Raw genomic sequence first — 16,280 nt, forward strand, 5'->3', positions numbered from 1 at the left:
ACAAAAGGAGAAGCGGAATTATGGGAATTGTGTACGATTCGAATTCGCAAACTTTCCATCTTCATGGGAAGTCATCGAGTTACATCATGCAGCTAATCAAATCCAAATATTTGGCTCACGTTCATTGGGGACGCCAAGTACGGGGAACGAATCTAGGAAGCTTGCTCGCTATAAGACGCCGCTGCTCCTTCTCACCGTCTACGGATCCGAATGATCTAACGCTGTCTTTGGACACATTGCCGCAGGAATTTCCGGCATACGGAGGCAGTGATTTTCGCGTTCCGGCCTATCAGGTTCAATTGGAAGACGGAACGACGGTCAGCGAATTCGTTTATGAGTCCCACCGGATTTACGCGGGTAAAACACCCCTAGAGGGACTGCCGTCCACCTATACGGAGGATGACAGCGAAGCGGAGAGTATCGATATCGTGCTGGTCGACGCGATGATTGGTTTGAAAGCCATTCTCACGTATACCGTATTTCGCGATTTGGATGCGATAACCCGGTCAGTTCGATTCATGAATGTGGGTAATCAGTCGATTAAGCTGCTTCGAGCATTGAGCTTCGGTATCGATATATCTCACTGCGATTTCGTTATGCTTCATTTGTCAGGCACATGGGCGCGTGAGCGTCATATCGAAAGACGCCCTATTCTAACAGGCGGGTCTGTCATTGAGAGCCGACGAGGGTCTAGCAGCCATTCGCTCAACCCATTCATGGCCCTGCTTTCCAAGCAAGCGGATGAAGACCAAGGAGAAGCCTATGGATTTAGTCTTGTCTACAGCGGCAGCTTTGTTGCTCAAGCGGAAGTAGATCCTTACGGAACGACTCGCGTAGTGATGGGCATCAACTCGTTTGATTTTTCGTGGCTCTTGGAGCCGGGGCAAACCTTCCAGACGCCGGAGGCAGTTCTCGTCTATTCCGCGGAAGGAATCGGCGGGATGTCGCGCACGTATCACAAGCTGTATCGCACACGGTTATGCCGTGGACAATTCCGCGATCGTCACAGGCCGATTCTCATCAACAACTGGGAAGCCACCTATTTTAATTTCAACGCGGATAAAATTGAAGAGCTTGCGCGAGTTGGCAAGGAACTCGGATTAGAGCTTCTAGTGCTGGACGACGGTTGGTTTGGTAAGCGTGACAACGATAAAAGCTCACTCGGAGATTGGTTCGTTGATCGTAACAAGCTGCCACAAGGCATGCCGGATTTGGTAAGCCGTGTGAAGCAGCAAGAGCTGGAGTTCGGTCTATGGTTCGAGCCTGAAATGGTGTCCCCGGATAGCGACCTGTATCGCTCCCATCCCGACTGGTGCCTGCACGTGCCAGGTCGGCGAAGAACAGAAGCGAGGCATCAGCTGATTCTCGATTATTCGCGCCAAGACGTAAGAGACTACATCGTTACGGTCATCTCCGATATTCTTGCGAGCAGCCCAATCACCTATGTGAAATGGGATATGAACCGCAATATGACGGAAGTCGGTTCCGCCCAGCTCCCGCCGGAGCGGCAGCGTGAAACGGCTCATCGTTATATGCTCGGGCTTTATGAAGTGATGGAACGGATAACCTCCGCATTCCCGAGTGTGTTGTTCGAAAGCTGCTCCGGAGGTGGCGGGCGGTTCGATCCTGGGATGCTCTACTATATGCCGCAGACGTGGACGAGCGATAATACGGATGCGGTAGCACGGCTGAAAATTCAATATGGCACGAGTATCCTTTATCCAATTAGCACGATGGGCGCTCATGTTTCCGCAGTCCCTAACCATCAGGTGCATCGTACGACACCGCTCGATATGCGGGGGGATGTGGCGATGTCGGGTAACTTCGGCTATGAGCTGGATTTGACCGCATTTACGGAAGCTGAAAAGGAGGCCGTGAAGAAGCAAGTTGTGCTTTATAAACAATTGCGGCCGCTGATCCAATTCGGCGAATTTTACCGTTTGATCAGCCCTTTTGAACACGTTAGCGCTGCATGGATGTTTGTTTCCGAGGATAAGAAGGAAGCGTTGGTTGCTTTTTTTCAAGTACTGTCTGAGCCGAATGCACCGCTAAGGAAGCTGCGATTAAAGGGGTTAGCGGCAGAGAGTAATTACTTACTCTATGATTCGGAAGATCAGGACGAAGTTATGGAAATCTTTGGTGGTGATGAGCTCATGCATGTGGGGCTTAATTTACCGATCTGGAAAGGCGATTTCCGAAGCCGCCTTTACCGCTTGAAAATGGAGGAATGACAATGAAAAAGCTGCGTTTGAGCGATTTGCAGGATAAGAGGGACGGCCACATTTTGCAGGATGTATTACCAGGTGAGGATCATCACCTCAATTCGAGTGAGGTCGATCCGATTGTCACCGTGTGGTGCCATGCAGGCTTGAACCGTCATAAGAATCAACAGCAGGAGGACGCAGTATGAACAAAATCATAAACACGGATACACATACATTTACTTTATCGGGAGAGGACCATCGGTTTACCGTCTCTCTATTTGCGGAAAAATTGCAGGAAGGCCTCGATCTCATTACGCTGCAATTGAAAGCGGAGGAGGCGCTGACGCCTCCCGTTTTTACGCTTGGTTGGTCGCATCCTGCTTGTGATATTCAGGGCAGTTGGCATCCAGCCCAGGACCGGAATAAGAGTTTCAAGGCCGACTGGATGCGCACATTACGTTCCAACGCGGCTGCGTCGGCTCCGATTTATGCCTTATTTAATAGCGTAGGTCGCAATAGACTGACATTTGCTTATTCGGATGCACTTAACACGGTGCACTACTCGGGAGGCATCAGCGAGGAAACGGCCGATTTCCATTGCCGCGTCCAATTGTTTACAGAAACGACGGTGCCTTTCACTTCTTATGAGGCGAAGCTTCTCGTAGATACGAGAGATATTCCTTATTATGAAAGCCTTCAGGGCGTTCAAGAGTGGTGGAGCGCCATGCCGGAATATCGCCCGGCGTTCGTTCCTGCGGCTGCCAAGGAACCCATGTATTCGACCTGGTACAGTATGCATCAAAATGTAACAGACGCACATATCGAAGAGCAATGCCGTATCGCCAAGAAGTTGGGGATGGAAGCCGTCATTGTGGATGATGGCTGGCAGACGGAAGATAACCGCCGGGGTTATGCGTACTGCGGTGATTGGGAGACTTATGAGGGTAAATTCCCTGATATGAAGCGGCATGTTGATGCGGTTCATGAGTTAGGCATGAAATTTATCCTCTGGTACTCAGTACCATTTATCGGTAAATACAGTAAGGTGTGGGATCGATTCAAAGATAAGATTCTGCGATTTAATGAAAATCATGGGGCAGCCGTGCTCGATCCGAGATACCCTGATGTCCGAGAGTATATCATAAATAAATATGAAGAAGCGGTGAAAGAATGGGGCTTGGACGGCTTCAAGCTTGATTTCATTGATACGTTCTATTCGCCTGAGCTTCAGCTTCCCTCAACAGTCCCCGGCAAGGATTATGAGTCTATACCTGAAGCCGTTGACCGTCTATTGACAGACTCTATCGGCAGATTGAGAGAATTGAATCCCGATATCATGATCGAATTCCGCCAGATGTATATCGGTCCTGCCATGCGCAAATACGGCAATATGTTCCGTGCAGCCGATTGTCCGAACGACAGCATCCAGAACCGAGTGCGTACGTTGGACATCAGGCTGATCTGCGGAGATACGGCATCTCATGCCGATATGATCATGTGGCACCCGGAGGAACCCGTGGAAAGCGCCGCCTTACAGTTGATTAACTGTTTATTTTCGGTGCCTCAGGTATCGGTCCTCTTGGATAGGCTGCCTTCCAACCATTTGAAGATGCTCGAATACTGGCTTTCCTTCTGGAAGGAGAACCGTGATCTGTTGTTAGACGGCCCGATTGAGCCAATGAATCCGGAGCTGATGTATCCGCTAGTCCGAGCTGTAAAAGAGGATAGAGGGATTATTGTCGCTTATCATGAGCGAATTGTGCCTATAGATGCATCGACACCGGTGTCCCAGTGGATCGTGGTAAATGGCAGAAGACAGGATGGACTCTATTTGGAGGCGTCTGGTGTAGTTGGAGCGGTTAAGGTGGTTATTAAAAACTGCTGTGGGGAAATCGTAGAGGAGCTGTCTGCCATGCTGACGTCAGGCATTCATAAGCTTGCGATTCCGGCTTCGGGGCTCGCGACCATTTCTATTTTATAGAACCAAAAATCAAGGCACGTACACTAGGGGGATCATCGATGAACTACTTAGCTAATGAAGGAAGATATGCTGAAATGCCTTATCATCGGAGCGGAAAGAGCGGTCTTAAGCTGCCTCTGATCTCTTTTGGATTATGGCATAATTTTGGAAGCGTCGATCTATTCGAGAACAGTAGGGCTCTGGCGCGCCATGCGTTTGATTTGGGGATTACCCATTTCGATCTTGCGAATAACTATGGTCCATCGGCAGGCTCGGCAGAGGAAACGTTCGGACAAATTCTGAAGAAGGATTTGCACCCGTACCGTGATGAGCTGATCATTGCAACCAAAGCAGGCTATCGCATGTGGGACGGTCCTTATGGGGAGCGGGGCTCCCGCAAAAGTATGCTCGCCAGCCTCGACCAGAGCTTAAAGCGACTTGGCATGGATTATGTTGATATTTATTATTCGCACCGTTTTGACGCTGAAACGCCTTTGGAAGAAACAATGGGCGCCTTGGATCAGGCTGTTCGTCAGGGAAAAGCGCTGTATGTGGGTGTGTCCAACTATAATGCAGAGCAAACGGAGCAAGCAGCAGCAATATTGAAAGGTCTCGGCACTCCGTTCATCATCCATCAAGTACACTATTCGATGTTCGAAAGACGGTTGGAGCAGGGCCTGCAAGACATTTTGGCAAGAGAAGGCGTGGGGTCAATCGCTTATAGCCCTCTAGCCAGAGGACTGCTGACGGATCGTTATTTGCAAAACATTCCGGCGGATTCCCGTGCAGCAGGTGGCAGTATGTTCCTAAGGCCTCAGGATATTACCGAGGAAAAGATCGCTAAGTCTCGTCTTTTGAATATATTAGCTCAGGAGCGAGGGCAAAGCCTTGCACAGATGGCTTTAGCTTGGGTTCTTCGCAAGGGATATGTTACCTCCGCATTAATTGGGGCAAGTAAAGTGAGTCAGCTAGACGATAATGTGGCAGCCTTGAAGCAGCCTACTTTCACTCAGGAAGAATTGGATCTTATCGATCAAATTCTTGGGGGTTGAAGTTTGGCAGGATTTGCTCTATTGGGAACCGAAGTATACGGAGCGATGGGAAAGCCTCATCATTAAATACAGAAGAGGGTTGAGTATGCTAATCCGATTGAATAAAGTACTCGAAAAAGCGATGCCTTTTGTAACGCCATCTGCTGTTATTGTTGGGTTAATTAGCTCAGCTTGGCTGCATCATCTTAGCTTTCTAGTCCCGTGGATATTTGCTGCAATGACGTTTGCTGGAAGCATTGGATCTAATTTTAAGGATTTACAAAAGGTGATGATGCATCCGCTGCCGATTATAGCTAACTTTATCATTCTGCATCTGGCAATGCCGATACTGGGATGGGCGGCCGGTTCAATATTTTTCCCTGGAGATGATTTGACACAGACTGGATTTGTTCTCCTGTTCGTTATTCCTACCGGAGTTGTCAGCTTGGTGTGGGTTACCATATATGGGGGAAATATAGCGCTCACTTTGGCGCTCATCTTACTGGACACGCTTTTATCTCCATTGATTGTGCCGCTAAGCCTCTCTCTCATCGTTGGAGCTAAGGTACATATGGACCAATGGGATATTATGAGGGGGCTATTCTTAATGGTTGTGATCCCTTCATTGATTGGTATGGTGCTTAATCAATGGACAAAAGGCAGAATTAAAATCACCTGGGGGCCGCGATTGGCGCCTTTTTCAAAAATAGGACTTTTTGTGGTGGTTGCGATTAATTCTTCGGTCATAGCTCCCTATCTGAAAAACATGAATGGTCAGTTGGTAAAAATTATTGCTGTTTCTTTCGCATGTGCAACCATTGGATATTTGGCAGGATGGCTAGTATCCCGGATGATGAGATGGGACCGCGAAGTCACCATTGCCCTCACCTTCAATTCAGGGATGCGAAACTTGAGTGCGGGTGCAGTGCTCGCTATCAGCTTTTTTCCGCCGCCTGTGGCGCTTCCGGTTGTCGCAGGTATGCTGTTTCAACAAATCCTGGCGGCTTTATATGGGCAGCGTCTGGCTAAAAAGTACGGCATAAATGGTCATACAGCCAAGGCAGCCTAAAAATGAGGATTCACTTGGAGAGAATGAAGTTAAATGGGAAAATAGCTAGTATTATCCCAATGTTCTTCACAACGAATGATCAAGACCCTTCCGAGGTTATATTTTTCGTTCCGTAATTTCTTTTTTTCACAAGCGAAAGCTTCAAAACAAACCCAAAAGAATTCCAGACACAGCCCCGAAAATCCCCCATATAATAGGGCCCCATTTCAATATATAACCATAAATGGATCCAAGGAGCATGAGACACGTTCCAAATGTCTCTATAACGTACGATTTTGTCACCGTTCCTTAAATGGGCATTTCAAAATTAGTTTTTTTGTTATTTTCCACGGCTGAAACGTAAGCATCATAAAAAATAAAAGCTGGCCCTGGTTCGTCGAAATGGAGGGATTTGATTCAATACCATATTTAATCAACAAAGAAAGGAGCATTGCCGTAATGGCAGGCTCTGTTTTGTTTTATATAGTGTATGAACATTCTCTGTTTGTTTGAAATTATGTAAATGTGTTCCATAATTTAATATATTGACACTTAGTTAGTAAATTTGTTACATTTCTCATTATTACTATTTATTTTTAAAGGGAGATGCAGCATGAGACAGAGAAAAGTAATGATTACAATGCTTTCCGCGGTTTTGAGCGTATCGCTGTTGGCAGGCTGTGGAGCTCAACCTGAGGCAAAAGACAACGAGGCGGGAGCAGCAGCCGGTAAAGGCGAGCAAGTAGCTAAAATCGGTTATATCGGATTTATTTCCGGAAGCGGGGCGGCTTATGGGGAAGCCCAGAAACAAGGTTTAGAGCTTGCCAAAACCGAGTTAAACGAAATAAATAAAGGTAATCTTAAAATTGAACTGCTTATCGAAGACTCGGCCGGCAAGAAAGAGAGCGCTATCAACGCGGCTAATAAATTGATTAACCAAGATAAAGTGGTTGGGATCATCGGTCCGACCCTGTCCGGCGAAATGTTTGCTGTTGGACCGGTCGCAACTGAAGCGGAAACGCCAATTCTCGGAATTTCCAATACGGCTGAAGGCATTAATGATATTGGCGAATACGTATTCCGTAATTCTTTGCCTGAATCGGTAGCAATTCCTGCTGCCATGGATGCGGCTGTTAAGAAGTATGGCATTAAAAAAGCAGCGTTCATTTACTCGAAAAATGACGATTTCTCCGTGTCCGGATTTAAAACGATGAAGGCAACGGCTGAAAAAGTGGGATTGCAAAATTTGGGTGAAGAAACGTTCTCTAATGGGGATGTGGATTTCGCTGCACAGTTGACCAAGATCAAAGCAACCAATCCGGATGCGTTATTCGTATCGGCTTTATATAAGGAAGGTTCCTTGGTCGTGAAAAAAGCGCGTGAAATTGGTTTGAATGTACCGATTATCGGCGGCAACGGCTTCAATAACCCGCAAGTGTTGGAGATTGCCGGTAAAACGGCGGAAGGGCTTGTCGTAGCAACCCCGTTCAGCACGGATAAAAAAGATGACAATGTACAGAAGTTCGTGAAAAACTATGAAGCGAAATACGGCAAAAAGCCGGATCAGTTTGCTGCTCAGGCTTATGACGGCTTGTACATTATCGCTCAATCGCTGCTGAAAACGAAAAAAGCTGCCGATCGCCATGCTTTGCGTGACGAATTGGCCAAGCTGAAGGATTTCAATGGCGTATCCGGAAAGCTTTCTTTTGATGAAAAACGGAATCCGATCGGCGTGCCGGTTGTCGTTACGATTAAAGACGGTAAGTTTGTTCCTTTCGAATAGGAACACTTTCAAAATAATAGCGATACCAAGTTACCCGGGCGCTGCCCGGGTAACTGTTTTGCTAATCACATTTTGAACATAGGAGGAGAAATCATGATTTGGCAGCAGCTATTCAACGGATTAACCGTCGGAAGTACATATTCGTTGATCGCAATCGGCTATACGCTCATATTTGGTGTGCTGCGTATTATTAATATGGCACATGGTCAGATCTTTATTTTTGGATCGCTTGTTGGTTTAAGCCTTGCTGTTAATTCCGGATTGCCGATTGGTTTTGCATTTCCAGTGGCCGTAATCGTATCCGGAATCCTGGGTCTTGGACTTGAATTCACAGCGCTGCGGCCTCTGAGGAAAAAGAACGTGCCGCATTTGGCTTCTTTAATTAGTACCATCGGCTTCGCTATTCTTATGGAAGAATTAACTCATGTGTTCTTCGGTGCAGATTCTCGTTCGGTGCCAGCGGTCGGCACGACAATTCTGCATATGGGTCCGGTGCAGTTGCGTATTGCAGATCTTATTATCATCGGTGTCTCGCTGTTTTTAATGATTGTTTTACATTATTGGATTCAAAAGACCAAAATGGGCAAAGCGCTTAGAGCAACTGCGGAGAATGTCGAAACGGCTGGTATTCTAGGCATCAATACGAATGCTATCATCATTATGACTGTCATGATTGCTTCGGGACTAGGCGGCATTGCCGGTATGCTGATCGGGATCACATATTCCGCGCTGATACCCACTATGGGTCTCACATTGGGATTCAAGGGATTGGCTGCACTTATCCTTGGCGGAGTTGGCAGTATACCCGGTGCCATGGTGTGCGGCATTATTATCGGTTTGTCTGAAGTTTTGGCCGTCGCCTATGGTGATTCCTCGTACAGGGATGCCGTTGCCTTCGGCATGATTATTATCATCCTGCTCATCAGGCCGCAGGGCTTGTTTGGGAAAAAAGCGTAAGGGGGACAGAAGAGAAGATGGACTTGCTAAATCCTTATACGCTGCAGGTAATTACATTTATGGTTTTAAATTTAATTTTGGCCATTAGCATTTATATCACGTTATCTACGGGGCAGCTTTCGCTCGGACATGCAGGTTTTATGAGCATTGGCGCATATACCACTGCAATTGCCACCAAATCGGCGGATTTGTCGCTTATAGTTGCACTGATTGTAGCCGTTATCCTTACTGGAGTCGTTGCCTTACTTGTCGGTTATCCGACATTAAGGCTGCACGGGTTATATCTGGCTATTGCCACCCTTGGTTTCGGGGAAGTCGTCCGGGTTATTATGCTCAACCTAGAAGTGACCAATGGAGCGCTGGGGTTGACCGGTTTGAAATCGATCGGAACACGGTTATATGATTTGGAAAAATTAATAGGAATCAGCGCATCGGATTGGGGCATTTCTGTTTCGCAAATGAAAGCATTATCGACCTTAATCGCAATGATTCTGTTGTTCATCGTCATTTTGCTGTGCCAAATCCGTTTGAACCGCTCCCGGGTTGGCCGTGCGTTCAGTGCCATCCGCGCAGACGAGACGGCGGCACGCGCAATGGGTATCAATATCACGTATTACAAGATGCTTGCTTATTTGATCGGTTCCATGATGGCTGGTCTGGGAGGCGGAATCTATGCCCATCTGACGACGACCATCACGCCTGACGATTTCAATTACCACCGGGTTGTGGAAATATTATCATTCGCCGTTATCGGCGGCTCGGAAGTCCTTATCGGTCCGCTCTTTGGGGCGACGCTGTTGACGGGACTACCGGAGTTTTTACGTGTCTTGTCCGAATACAAAATGATTTTCTACGGCAGTTTGTTAATTCTGGTCATGGCTTTCCGCCCGCATGGGTTGATAACTGCCAGTACGTTCTCCAAATGGAAAAAACGCAAAAACAAAACTTCCGGCAAAGGGGGCCAATAGCATGCTGCTCGAATTAAAACAAATAGGTAAAACATTCGGCGGTATTAAGGCGCTGTCGGACGTTAATTTTGCTATAGATCCAGGCCAGATTCTCGGCTTGATCGGACCTAATGGGGCTGGTAAAACAACGATTTTCAACATGATCACGGGCATTTTCTCGCCAACCACAGGAAGCATTACGTTTGAAGGAACGAATTTGGTGAATATGCCTCCCCATCAAATAACAGGACTTGGCATCGCGCGGACCTTTCAAAATATCCGTCTGTTCGGCCATATGAGCGCTTTAGAAAACATCAAAGTCGGGATGCATTCGGTAACGAGATCCGGCTTCTGGGCCTCTTTATTGCATCTGCCCCTCCAAAAGAAAGAGGAGGCTCATGTATGGGAACGGTCCATGGAGCTGCTCGAATTCGTTGGCTTGAAAGACGTCGCCGACATCCGATCCGATACGCTTGCGTATGGGCAGCAGCGCAAACTTGAAATCGCTCGTGCGCTTGCGACGAATCCGAAACTGCTTTTGCTTGATGAACCGGCAGCGGGAATGATCGAAAGCGAGACGCTCCAGCTGATGGAGCTCATCCGCAAAATTCGTGACAACGGTACGACGGTGTTGCTTGTAGAGCATGATATGCCTCTAGTAATGAACCTATGCGATAAAGTGGTTTGCATCAATTTCGGGGTGAAAATTGCTGAAGGCCCGCCAGAAGTAATCCAAAACCATCCCGATGTCATCGAAGCTTACCTCGGGAAGGAGGATGAGTAATGCTTACGATCCAGAATCTAGAAACGTATTATGGCAACATTCGCGCTTTAAAGGGAATCTCGCTCGAAGTGCCCGCAGGGAAAATCGTCTCCCTGATTGGAGCTAATGGGGCAGGGAAGTCTACGACGATGAAGACGGTCGCTGGGGTACTTACGCCGCGGAACGGTTCGATTACCCTTAACGGCAAACAAGTACAGGGAATGAGGCCGCACCAACTGGTGAAAGAAGGACTGGCTCTAGTGCCGGAAGGCCGACAGGTGCTTGCTCCGATGACCGTGTTCGAAAACCTTGAGTTAGGCGCTTATCAGCGCAGTGATCGTCAAGTTATTCAGCAGGACATCGAGAAGATGTTCGCGTGGTTCCCGATTCTGAAAGAACGGGTGAACCAGCTTGCCGGAACCATGTCCGGCGGACAGCAGCAAATGCTTGCCATCGCACGGGCGCTGATGTCTAGGCCAAAGCTCTTGCTGCTAGATGAGCCTTCCATGGGCCTTGCTCCGATTGTTGTGGCGGATATTTTTAAGGTTATTCAGCAAATTAATCAAGAAGGAACAACCGTGTTGATCGTGGAACAGAACGTTCGACAGGTGCTTAAGATTGCTCATTACGGGTATGTTCTCGAATCCGGACAAATTGTACTAAGCGGTGAGGCGCAAGATTTGCTGCACAATGATCGGGTAAAAGAAGCGTATCTCGGCGGAAAGAAACACGCATGAATGTTTACGAATAATAGAAGGTTAACGTTGGCGGCGGCGAATTGTGGATTTGATACACCACGGCTCGTCTCCATGTTGTAAATCCGCAAAAACGAAAAGCAAAAGGAGCTCAGCCAGTTGAACTTGGCTAGGCTCCTTTTTGCTATTCAGGGTAATGCGATTAATCGTTAAGTAAGTAACTTACGCAAAGATAAGCCATTCCCGCCAATCCGCATGCAATAAAGGTCAAATAAAATATAGGCATTTAGATCAGTAACAAGAGCGGAGCTAAGTTCATATGTTGTCATTGGGTACACGAATGAATTGGCGAATCTCACAGGGAAGTTGTATATGCTGTCGGCACAACTATCTATCAAACGGAGGTTGGAATGATGAATGATTTCAAAAAGGATTTAATGAAGTTGAATGTTTCCGAGTTCAAGGCAAGCGAGGCGACACCTTGGAACGCTCAAGGCCAACAAGATGCTCGATTATGCTTCACTTGTTTCAGTTGTATTAACTTAAATTGCTTCAATTGTTTCACTTGTCACCAATGCCATAACTGCCACAACTGTCACAATTGTCATAACTGCCACAATTGCCATAACTGTCATAACTGTCATCATAACTGCCACAACTGCCATCATAACTGTCACCATGGAGGCCGTTGAGATTGTTTTTGCCGATAAGGTAACGTTTATACCCGTAATTGCTTGCTTCCAGGCGGAAGACAATGACTACTTAATGAGAAGCGAAGCCCCTGCAGCGACAGCGACCCAGGGGTTTTTCCCATGTCTAAGTAAGGGTGCACTTCACTGAATTGGCTGCAGGAAGAGCTCATAAAGAATGAGACATGAGGGACAAATAGCTGTACATAAGATTACTTGTGATGAGTTAGGGCATGAGAACAGCTCACGGAGGAGGAAAAGAATGACAAATTTGAACCCTTCGATGCGACTGAAGGTGAATAGGGATACGTTTTTTCTCCCTGATCCAAACGGTAGTGTGTATTTTCGTAACAATGTAAGCTCGTTCCGCATGGAAGGCGAGTTGATCGATCAGTGGATTGAAAAACTGATACCGATATTCAACGGGGAGTATAGGTTGGAGGATTTGACAGACGGATTGCCGGACCAACACCGGAACCAGGTATATGGAATTGCAGAAATGTTGTATCGTAATGGCTTTGTTCGGGATGTGAGCCAAGACACTCCACATCAATTGCCGGATGAGGTTCTCCAGAAATATGCTTCTCAGATTGAATTTTTGGACAATTTCGGTGATTCGGGTGCTTACCGGTTTCAGTCCTATCGTCAGGCTAAAGTATTGCTGGTCGGCTCAGGTCCATTGTTGATCTCAGCGGTTTCTGCGCTGTTAGAATCCGGATTGCCCAAGTTTCACGTACTGGTCTCGGGTTCAGAGCCGACCCATCGGCAACGGATGCTAGAACTGGCCGCACATGCCCGTAAAACAGACACGAAAGTAGCCATAGAGGAGGTTACCCTTCAGAAGAAGGGGGTTAGTAATTGGCGGGAGGTTGTGAGGCCGTTTGATTCGATTTTATTTGTATCAGGGGAGGGTGATATCGAGGAACTGCGGGTTCTTCATGCGGTTTGCAGAAAGGAGAAGAAGGTGTTTCTTCCCGCTGTACGTGTGCAACAGGTGGGTCTGGCAGGTCCGCTAGTGCATCCGGACTTTGAAGGGTGCTGGGAGTCAGCGTGGCGCAGCATACACGAATCCGCGATTTGTAAAGACCCTCAGCTGCACACCATTTCTTCCACAGCGGGAGCGATGTTAACGAATGTGATTGTCTTTGAATTATTAAAAAGGATGACGGGAGCGAACGATTCGGACCAAAGTAATCAATTCTACCTGCTTAATCTGGAGACTTTGGAAGGAAAATGGCATTCGTTCAAGCCACATCCGCTTATAACCGGACGTACCGCAGCTGGAAGGATTCACGATTTCGATCAACAGCTCGAACGGAGATTAGGCAAAAGTGAGAACGGATTGCTTCCTTACTTCAGCCAGTTAACATCGGCGGAATCAGGGATTTTCCATATTTGGGAGGAGGGTGACTTAAAACAGCTGCCACTCTCTCAGTGTCGCGTTCAAGCAGTCGATCCGCTATCGGAAGGACCGGCTGGGCTGCTGCCTGACATTGTTTGTAACGATTTGACGCATGAGGGAGCGCGACGGGAAGCAGGGCTGACCGGGATTGAAGCGTATGTGTCGCGAATGGCCGGCCTGCTCGTTTCTACATCATCTTCCCATGCGGAAGATGAGCGCAGCAGGATAGAACCTCATGAATTTATCGGCGTTGGAGCAGGAGAAACGGTTGCGGAAGGCATTGGCCGAGGGTTGCAAAGGTGTTTGGCCGAGGTACTGGGCAAGCAGCAGGCATGTCAGTTACCTTCTGTCTTTCGAGTACATTTGTCTGCGATAGAAGATAAACACTGCCAATTTTATTTGCAGGCTTTGACGACGATGAAGGGAGCACCGATGATTGGCTTGGGAGAGGAAGTATCCGGATTTCCTGTAGTGTGGGTCGGTACGAACGATTGCTGGTATGGCCATGTAGACTTGAATGTGACCCTGGCGTTGCGGAAGGCTTTACGACAGGCTCATCTGGAGGCACAAAACCCACCGGATTACCTCCAAACACAAGCATTGGGAGTTTCGTCTGTGCGTCTGGAAGAACAGGCACCGCTAAGCCTCGAGATCCCCTCAAGTGAAAAGTCAGCAAAATCGGAAGTTCTGCAGTCCGCCTTGCAGGTCTTGAAACGGAACGGTAAGCGGCTATTAGTCTTTGATCTTGCAGTAGAACCGTTTTTGAAAGAGGAAGTGGCTGGGGTATTTGGCGTGGTGCTGCGTGAGGAGGGATCCCAGTGAGCGCTGTCGTTGTGATTGTTGGAGAAGGGGTTTTGGCGGATTGTGTGTACGGTGAACTGTCAGCCCAATTCGAGGTCGTACGTCAGAGTGATTTCGAGGCTGGAGTACCGGAAGCGGTAGGCTTGGCTCTGGTGCTGCACGATGCTTGGCATCCTTACATTCATCAAAAGGCGGAAGAGCTGCTGCAACCAGCCGGCATCCCTTGGTTGCGCGGCTTCGTTTCATTTGGGGAGGGTGTAATCGGGCCTTTGGTTCGTCCGGGTACAAGCGGGTGCTCCCAGTGTGTAGACACGCGGCGCCTCATGGCGGGACGCGAGCGCAAGGAGATGCGGAAGCTGCAGATGAGGCTGGTAACACACGGGGGAATGACGCGTGATGCATGGGCGTCGCGTACAGGACTTCTGCAGGTGGCTCACCTGCTGGTGGCGGAGGCAAGAAGGATGCTGCAAGGAAACCCGGTTCAAACGGCAGGGAAGGTGTTTTTGATCAACCTGAAGACGCTGGAAAGTTCACTTCACTTCTTTCTCCCAGACCCGCTGTGTCCGGTTTGTAGCCGAGTGCCTGACGATTCATCGACAGCAGCTCATATTTCACTCCAACCAAGTCCGAAGATCAGCTCGGACAGTTACCGCTCCCGCCCGATGGATGATCTGAATAAAGTTCTGATCAAAGACTATCTGGATTACCGGACTGGCTTTTTGAATGGGAAAATGATTGACCTTGAGTCGCCATTTGCCGATATGAGTGTGAATCTGCCGTTGCTCACAGAGGACGTAGGAACGGCAGGTCGGACTCATTCCTATGCGGTGAGCGAGTTGACCGCCATTTTGGAGGGACTGGAGAGGTATTGCGGTCTAGCCCCCCGAGGCAAACGGACGGTAGTCCATGGCAGCTTCAGTAATCTGAAGGATCAAGCGATCGACCCCGTCAAGGTAGGGGTGCACACGAAGGAACAGTATGCTCAGCCGGGGTTTCCGTTCACAGCATTCAATCCTGATGACCCCATCAATTGGGTATGGGGTTATTCGTTTTTGCAAGAGCGTCCGATTCTGGTTCCGGAGCAGCTCGCCTATTACAGCATGGGCTGCGGGCATGGTTTTGTGTTCGAGTCTTCCAACGGATGCGCATTAGGAGGAAGTTTGGAGGAGGCTATTTTTTACGGCATATTGGAAGTAGTGGAGCGAGATTCGTTTCTGATGACTTGGTATGCGCAGCTGCCTCTCCCACGCCTTGACCCTTATTCTGCTAACGACCGAGAATTGCAGTTGATGATCGATCGATTACGGGCAGTTGCGGGGTTTGATGTGTATTTCTTTAACTCGACGATGGAGCACGGGATTCCAAGCGTTTGGGGGGTGGCGAAAAACAGGAAACAAACAGGAGTGAATCTGATCTGTGCGGCCGGGGCTCATCCTGATCCAGTACGGGCAATGAAAGGCGCGGTTCACGAGTTGGCCGGCATGGTACTGAATCTTGATAAGAAATTTGAGGCGAACCGGGAATCGTATGTTCGTATGTTTCACGATTCCTCCCTGGTGCGGCAGATGGAGGATCATTCACTAATGTACGGTTTGCCGCAAGCACAGGAGCGCTTGCAATTTCTGCTGGATGAAAATCGCCCGTTGCGAACGTTTGAAGAGGAATTCAAGCGAGAGGCAAGGCATGCCGATTTAACGGATGATCTGAAGGATATTCTTAAGACATTCCGCCGAATGAATCTCGATGTGATCGTGGTGGATCTGACAGCGCCGGAAATCAAACGGAATGGACTGCATTGCGTGAAAGTGCTGATCCCGGGGATGCTGCCGATGACATTCGGACATCACTTTACCCGCGTGGAAGGGTTGGAGCGGGTGTTGAGAGTACCGGTGGAACTCGGGTATGCGAAGCAGCCGCTGAAGTTAGAACATCTCAATCCATATCCGCATCCGTTTCCATAGGGTTTTAGTCCACGCAAATCAGACTACCAACCGTCGGTA

13 protein-coding genes are annotated in these 16,280 nt (G+C 48.3%); 12 read left to right on the forward strand and 1 reads right to left on the reverse strand.

From position 1 onward, the window contains the following. Positions 1-20: 20 nt before the first annotated feature. The 10 genes from QFZ77_RS11335 (at position 21) to QFZ77_RS11380 (ending at position 11,430) form a co-directional block, all read left to right on the forward strand. Positions 21-2,231, forward strand: a complete 2,211-nt coding sequence (locus QFZ77_RS11335) for an alpha-galactosidase (RefSeq protein ID WP_307439467.1) — start codon at positions 21-23, stop codon at positions 2,229-2,231. A 2-nt stretch (positions 2,232-2,233) separates the two neighbouring features. Then, positions 2,234-2,410, forward strand: coding sequence for a hypothetical protein (locus tag QFZ77_RS11340; RefSeq protein WP_307439469.1), 177 nt, complete (start codon positions 2,234-2,236; stop codon positions 2,408-2,410). Next, positions 2,407-4,185 (forward strand): glycoside hydrolase family 36 protein, encoded by a 1,779-nt coding sequence (locus QFZ77_RS11345; protein ID WP_307439471.1) that lies wholly within the window; start codon positions 2,407-2,409, stop codon positions 4,183-4,185. The genes QFZ77_RS11340 and QFZ77_RS11345 overlap by 4 nt, the downstream gene beginning before the upstream one ends. A 38-nt stretch (positions 4,186-4,223) precedes the next feature. Further along, entirely contained in the window at positions 4,224-5,216 is a 993-nt protein-coding gene (locus QFZ77_RS11350) for an aldo/keto reductase (protein WP_307439472.1), read from the forward strand. A gap of 85 nt (positions 5,217-5,301) precedes the next feature. Beyond that, positions 5,302-6,264, forward strand: a complete 963-nt coding sequence (locus QFZ77_RS11355; RefSeq protein WP_307439474.1) for a bile acid:sodium symporter family protein — start codon at positions 5,302-5,304, stop codon at positions 6,262-6,264. Between the two features lie 592 nt (positions 6,265-6,856). Next, on the forward strand, positions 6,857-8,026 hold the full coding sequence (locus tag QFZ77_RS11360) for an ABC transporter substrate-binding protein (protein ID WP_307439476.1): 1,170 nt from the start codon (positions 6,857-6,859) through the stop codon (positions 8,024-8,026). 93 nt (positions 8,027-8,119) lie between these two features. Continuing rightward, positions 8,120-8,983, forward strand: a complete 864-nt coding sequence (locus QFZ77_RS11365) for a branched-chain amino acid ABC transporter permease (protein ID WP_307439478.1) — start codon at positions 8,120-8,122, stop codon at positions 8,981-8,983. A gap of 17 nt (positions 8,984-9,000) precedes the next feature. Next, positions 9,001-9,951: a branched-chain amino acid ABC transporter permease gene (locus QFZ77_RS11370; RefSeq protein ID WP_307439481.1), complete on the forward strand. Its 951-nt coding sequence runs from the start codon at positions 9,001-9,003 to the stop codon at positions 9,949-9,951. A gap of 1 nt (position 9,952) precedes the next feature. After that, entirely contained in the window at positions 9,953-10,714 is a 762-nt protein-coding gene (locus QFZ77_RS11375; RefSeq protein WP_307439483.1) for an ABC transporter ATP-binding protein, read from the forward strand. Then, positions 10,714-11,430 carry an ABC transporter ATP-binding protein gene (locus QFZ77_RS11380; RefSeq protein ID WP_307439486.1) on the forward strand — a complete coding sequence of 239 codons (717 nt, stop codon included), beginning with the start codon at positions 10,714-10,716 and terminating at the stop codon, positions 11,428-11,430. Before QFZ77_RS11375 ends, QFZ77_RS11380 begins: the two co-directional genes overlap by 1 nt. A 500-nt stretch (positions 11,431-11,930) precedes the next feature. Here QFZ77_RS11380 and QFZ77_RS11385 read toward each other — a convergent pair whose 3' ends face one another. Next, the gene (locus QFZ77_RS11385; protein ID WP_307439488.1) at positions 11,931-12,056 is read right to left on the reverse strand and encodes a hypothetical protein; all 126 of its coding nucleotides are present in this window, start codon (positions 12,054-12,056) and stop codon (positions 11,931-11,933) included. A 283-nt stretch (positions 12,057-12,339) separates the two neighbouring features. On the opposite strand from QFZ77_RS11385, the gene QFZ77_RS11390 reads away from it, so the two are divergent. Further along, complete coding sequence (locus tag QFZ77_RS11390) at positions 12,340-14,301, forward strand: putative thiazole-containing bacteriocin maturation protein (protein WP_307439490.1); 1,962 nt, start codon at positions 12,340-12,342, stop codon at positions 14,299-14,301. After that, positions 14,298-16,241, forward strand: coding sequence for a TOMM precursor leader peptide-binding protein (locus QFZ77_RS11395; protein ID WP_307439492.1), 1,944 nt, complete (start codon positions 14,298-14,300; stop codon positions 16,239-16,241). Before QFZ77_RS11390 ends, QFZ77_RS11395 begins: the two co-directional genes overlap by 4 nt. Positions 16,242-16,280: the final 39 nt, after the last annotated feature.

The sequence above is a fragment of the Paenibacillus sp. V4I3 genome (genome assembly GCF_030817215.1).
Lineage (GTDB): Bacteria > Bacillota > Bacilli > Paenibacillales > NBRC-103111 > Paenibacillus_E.

Excerpts from the sequence above, each read along its gene's own strand:
- QFZ77_RS11335 (WP_307439467.1), top strand. The coding sequence starts at position 21 with ATGGGAATTGTGTACGATTCGAATTCGCAAACTTTCCATCTTCATGGG.
- QFZ77_RS11340 (WP_307439469.1), top strand. The coding sequence starts at position 2,234 with ATGAAAAAGCTGCGTTTGAGCGATTTGCAGGATAAGAGGGACGGCCAC.
- QFZ77_RS11345 (WP_307439471.1), top strand. The coding sequence starts at position 2,407 with ATGAACAAAATCATAAACACGGATACACATACATTTACTTTATCGGGA.
- QFZ77_RS11350 (WP_307439472.1), top strand. The coding sequence starts at position 4,224 with ATGAACTACTTAGCTAATGAAGGAAGATATGCTGAAATGCCTTATCAT.
- QFZ77_RS11355 (WP_307439474.1), top strand. The coding sequence starts at position 5,302 with ATGCTAATCCGATTGAATAAAGTACTCGAAAAAGCGATGCCTTTTGTA.
- QFZ77_RS11360 (WP_307439476.1), top strand. The coding sequence starts at position 6,857 with ATGAGACAGAGAAAAGTAATGATTACAATGCTTTCCGCGGTTTTGAGC.
- QFZ77_RS11365 (WP_307439478.1), top strand. The coding sequence starts at position 8,120 with ATGATTTGGCAGCAGCTATTCAACGGATTAACCGTCGGAAGTACATAT.
- QFZ77_RS11370 (WP_307439481.1), top strand. The coding sequence starts at position 9,001 with ATGGACTTGCTAAATCCTTATACGCTGCAGGTAATTACATTTATGGTT.
- QFZ77_RS11375 (WP_307439483.1), top strand. The coding sequence starts at position 9,953 with ATGCTGCTCGAATTAAAACAAATAGGTAAAACATTCGGCGGTATTAAG.
- QFZ77_RS11380 (WP_307439486.1), top strand. The coding sequence starts at position 10,714 with ATGCTTACGATCCAGAATCTAGAAACGTATTATGGCAACATTCGCGCT.
- QFZ77_RS11385 (WP_307439488.1), bottom strand. The coding sequence starts at position 12,056 with ATGATGGCAGTTGTGGCAGTTATGATGACAGTTATGACAGTTATGGCA.
- QFZ77_RS11390 (WP_307439490.1), top strand. The coding sequence starts at position 12,340 with ATGACAAATTTGAACCCTTCGATGCGACTGAAGGTGAATAGGGATACG.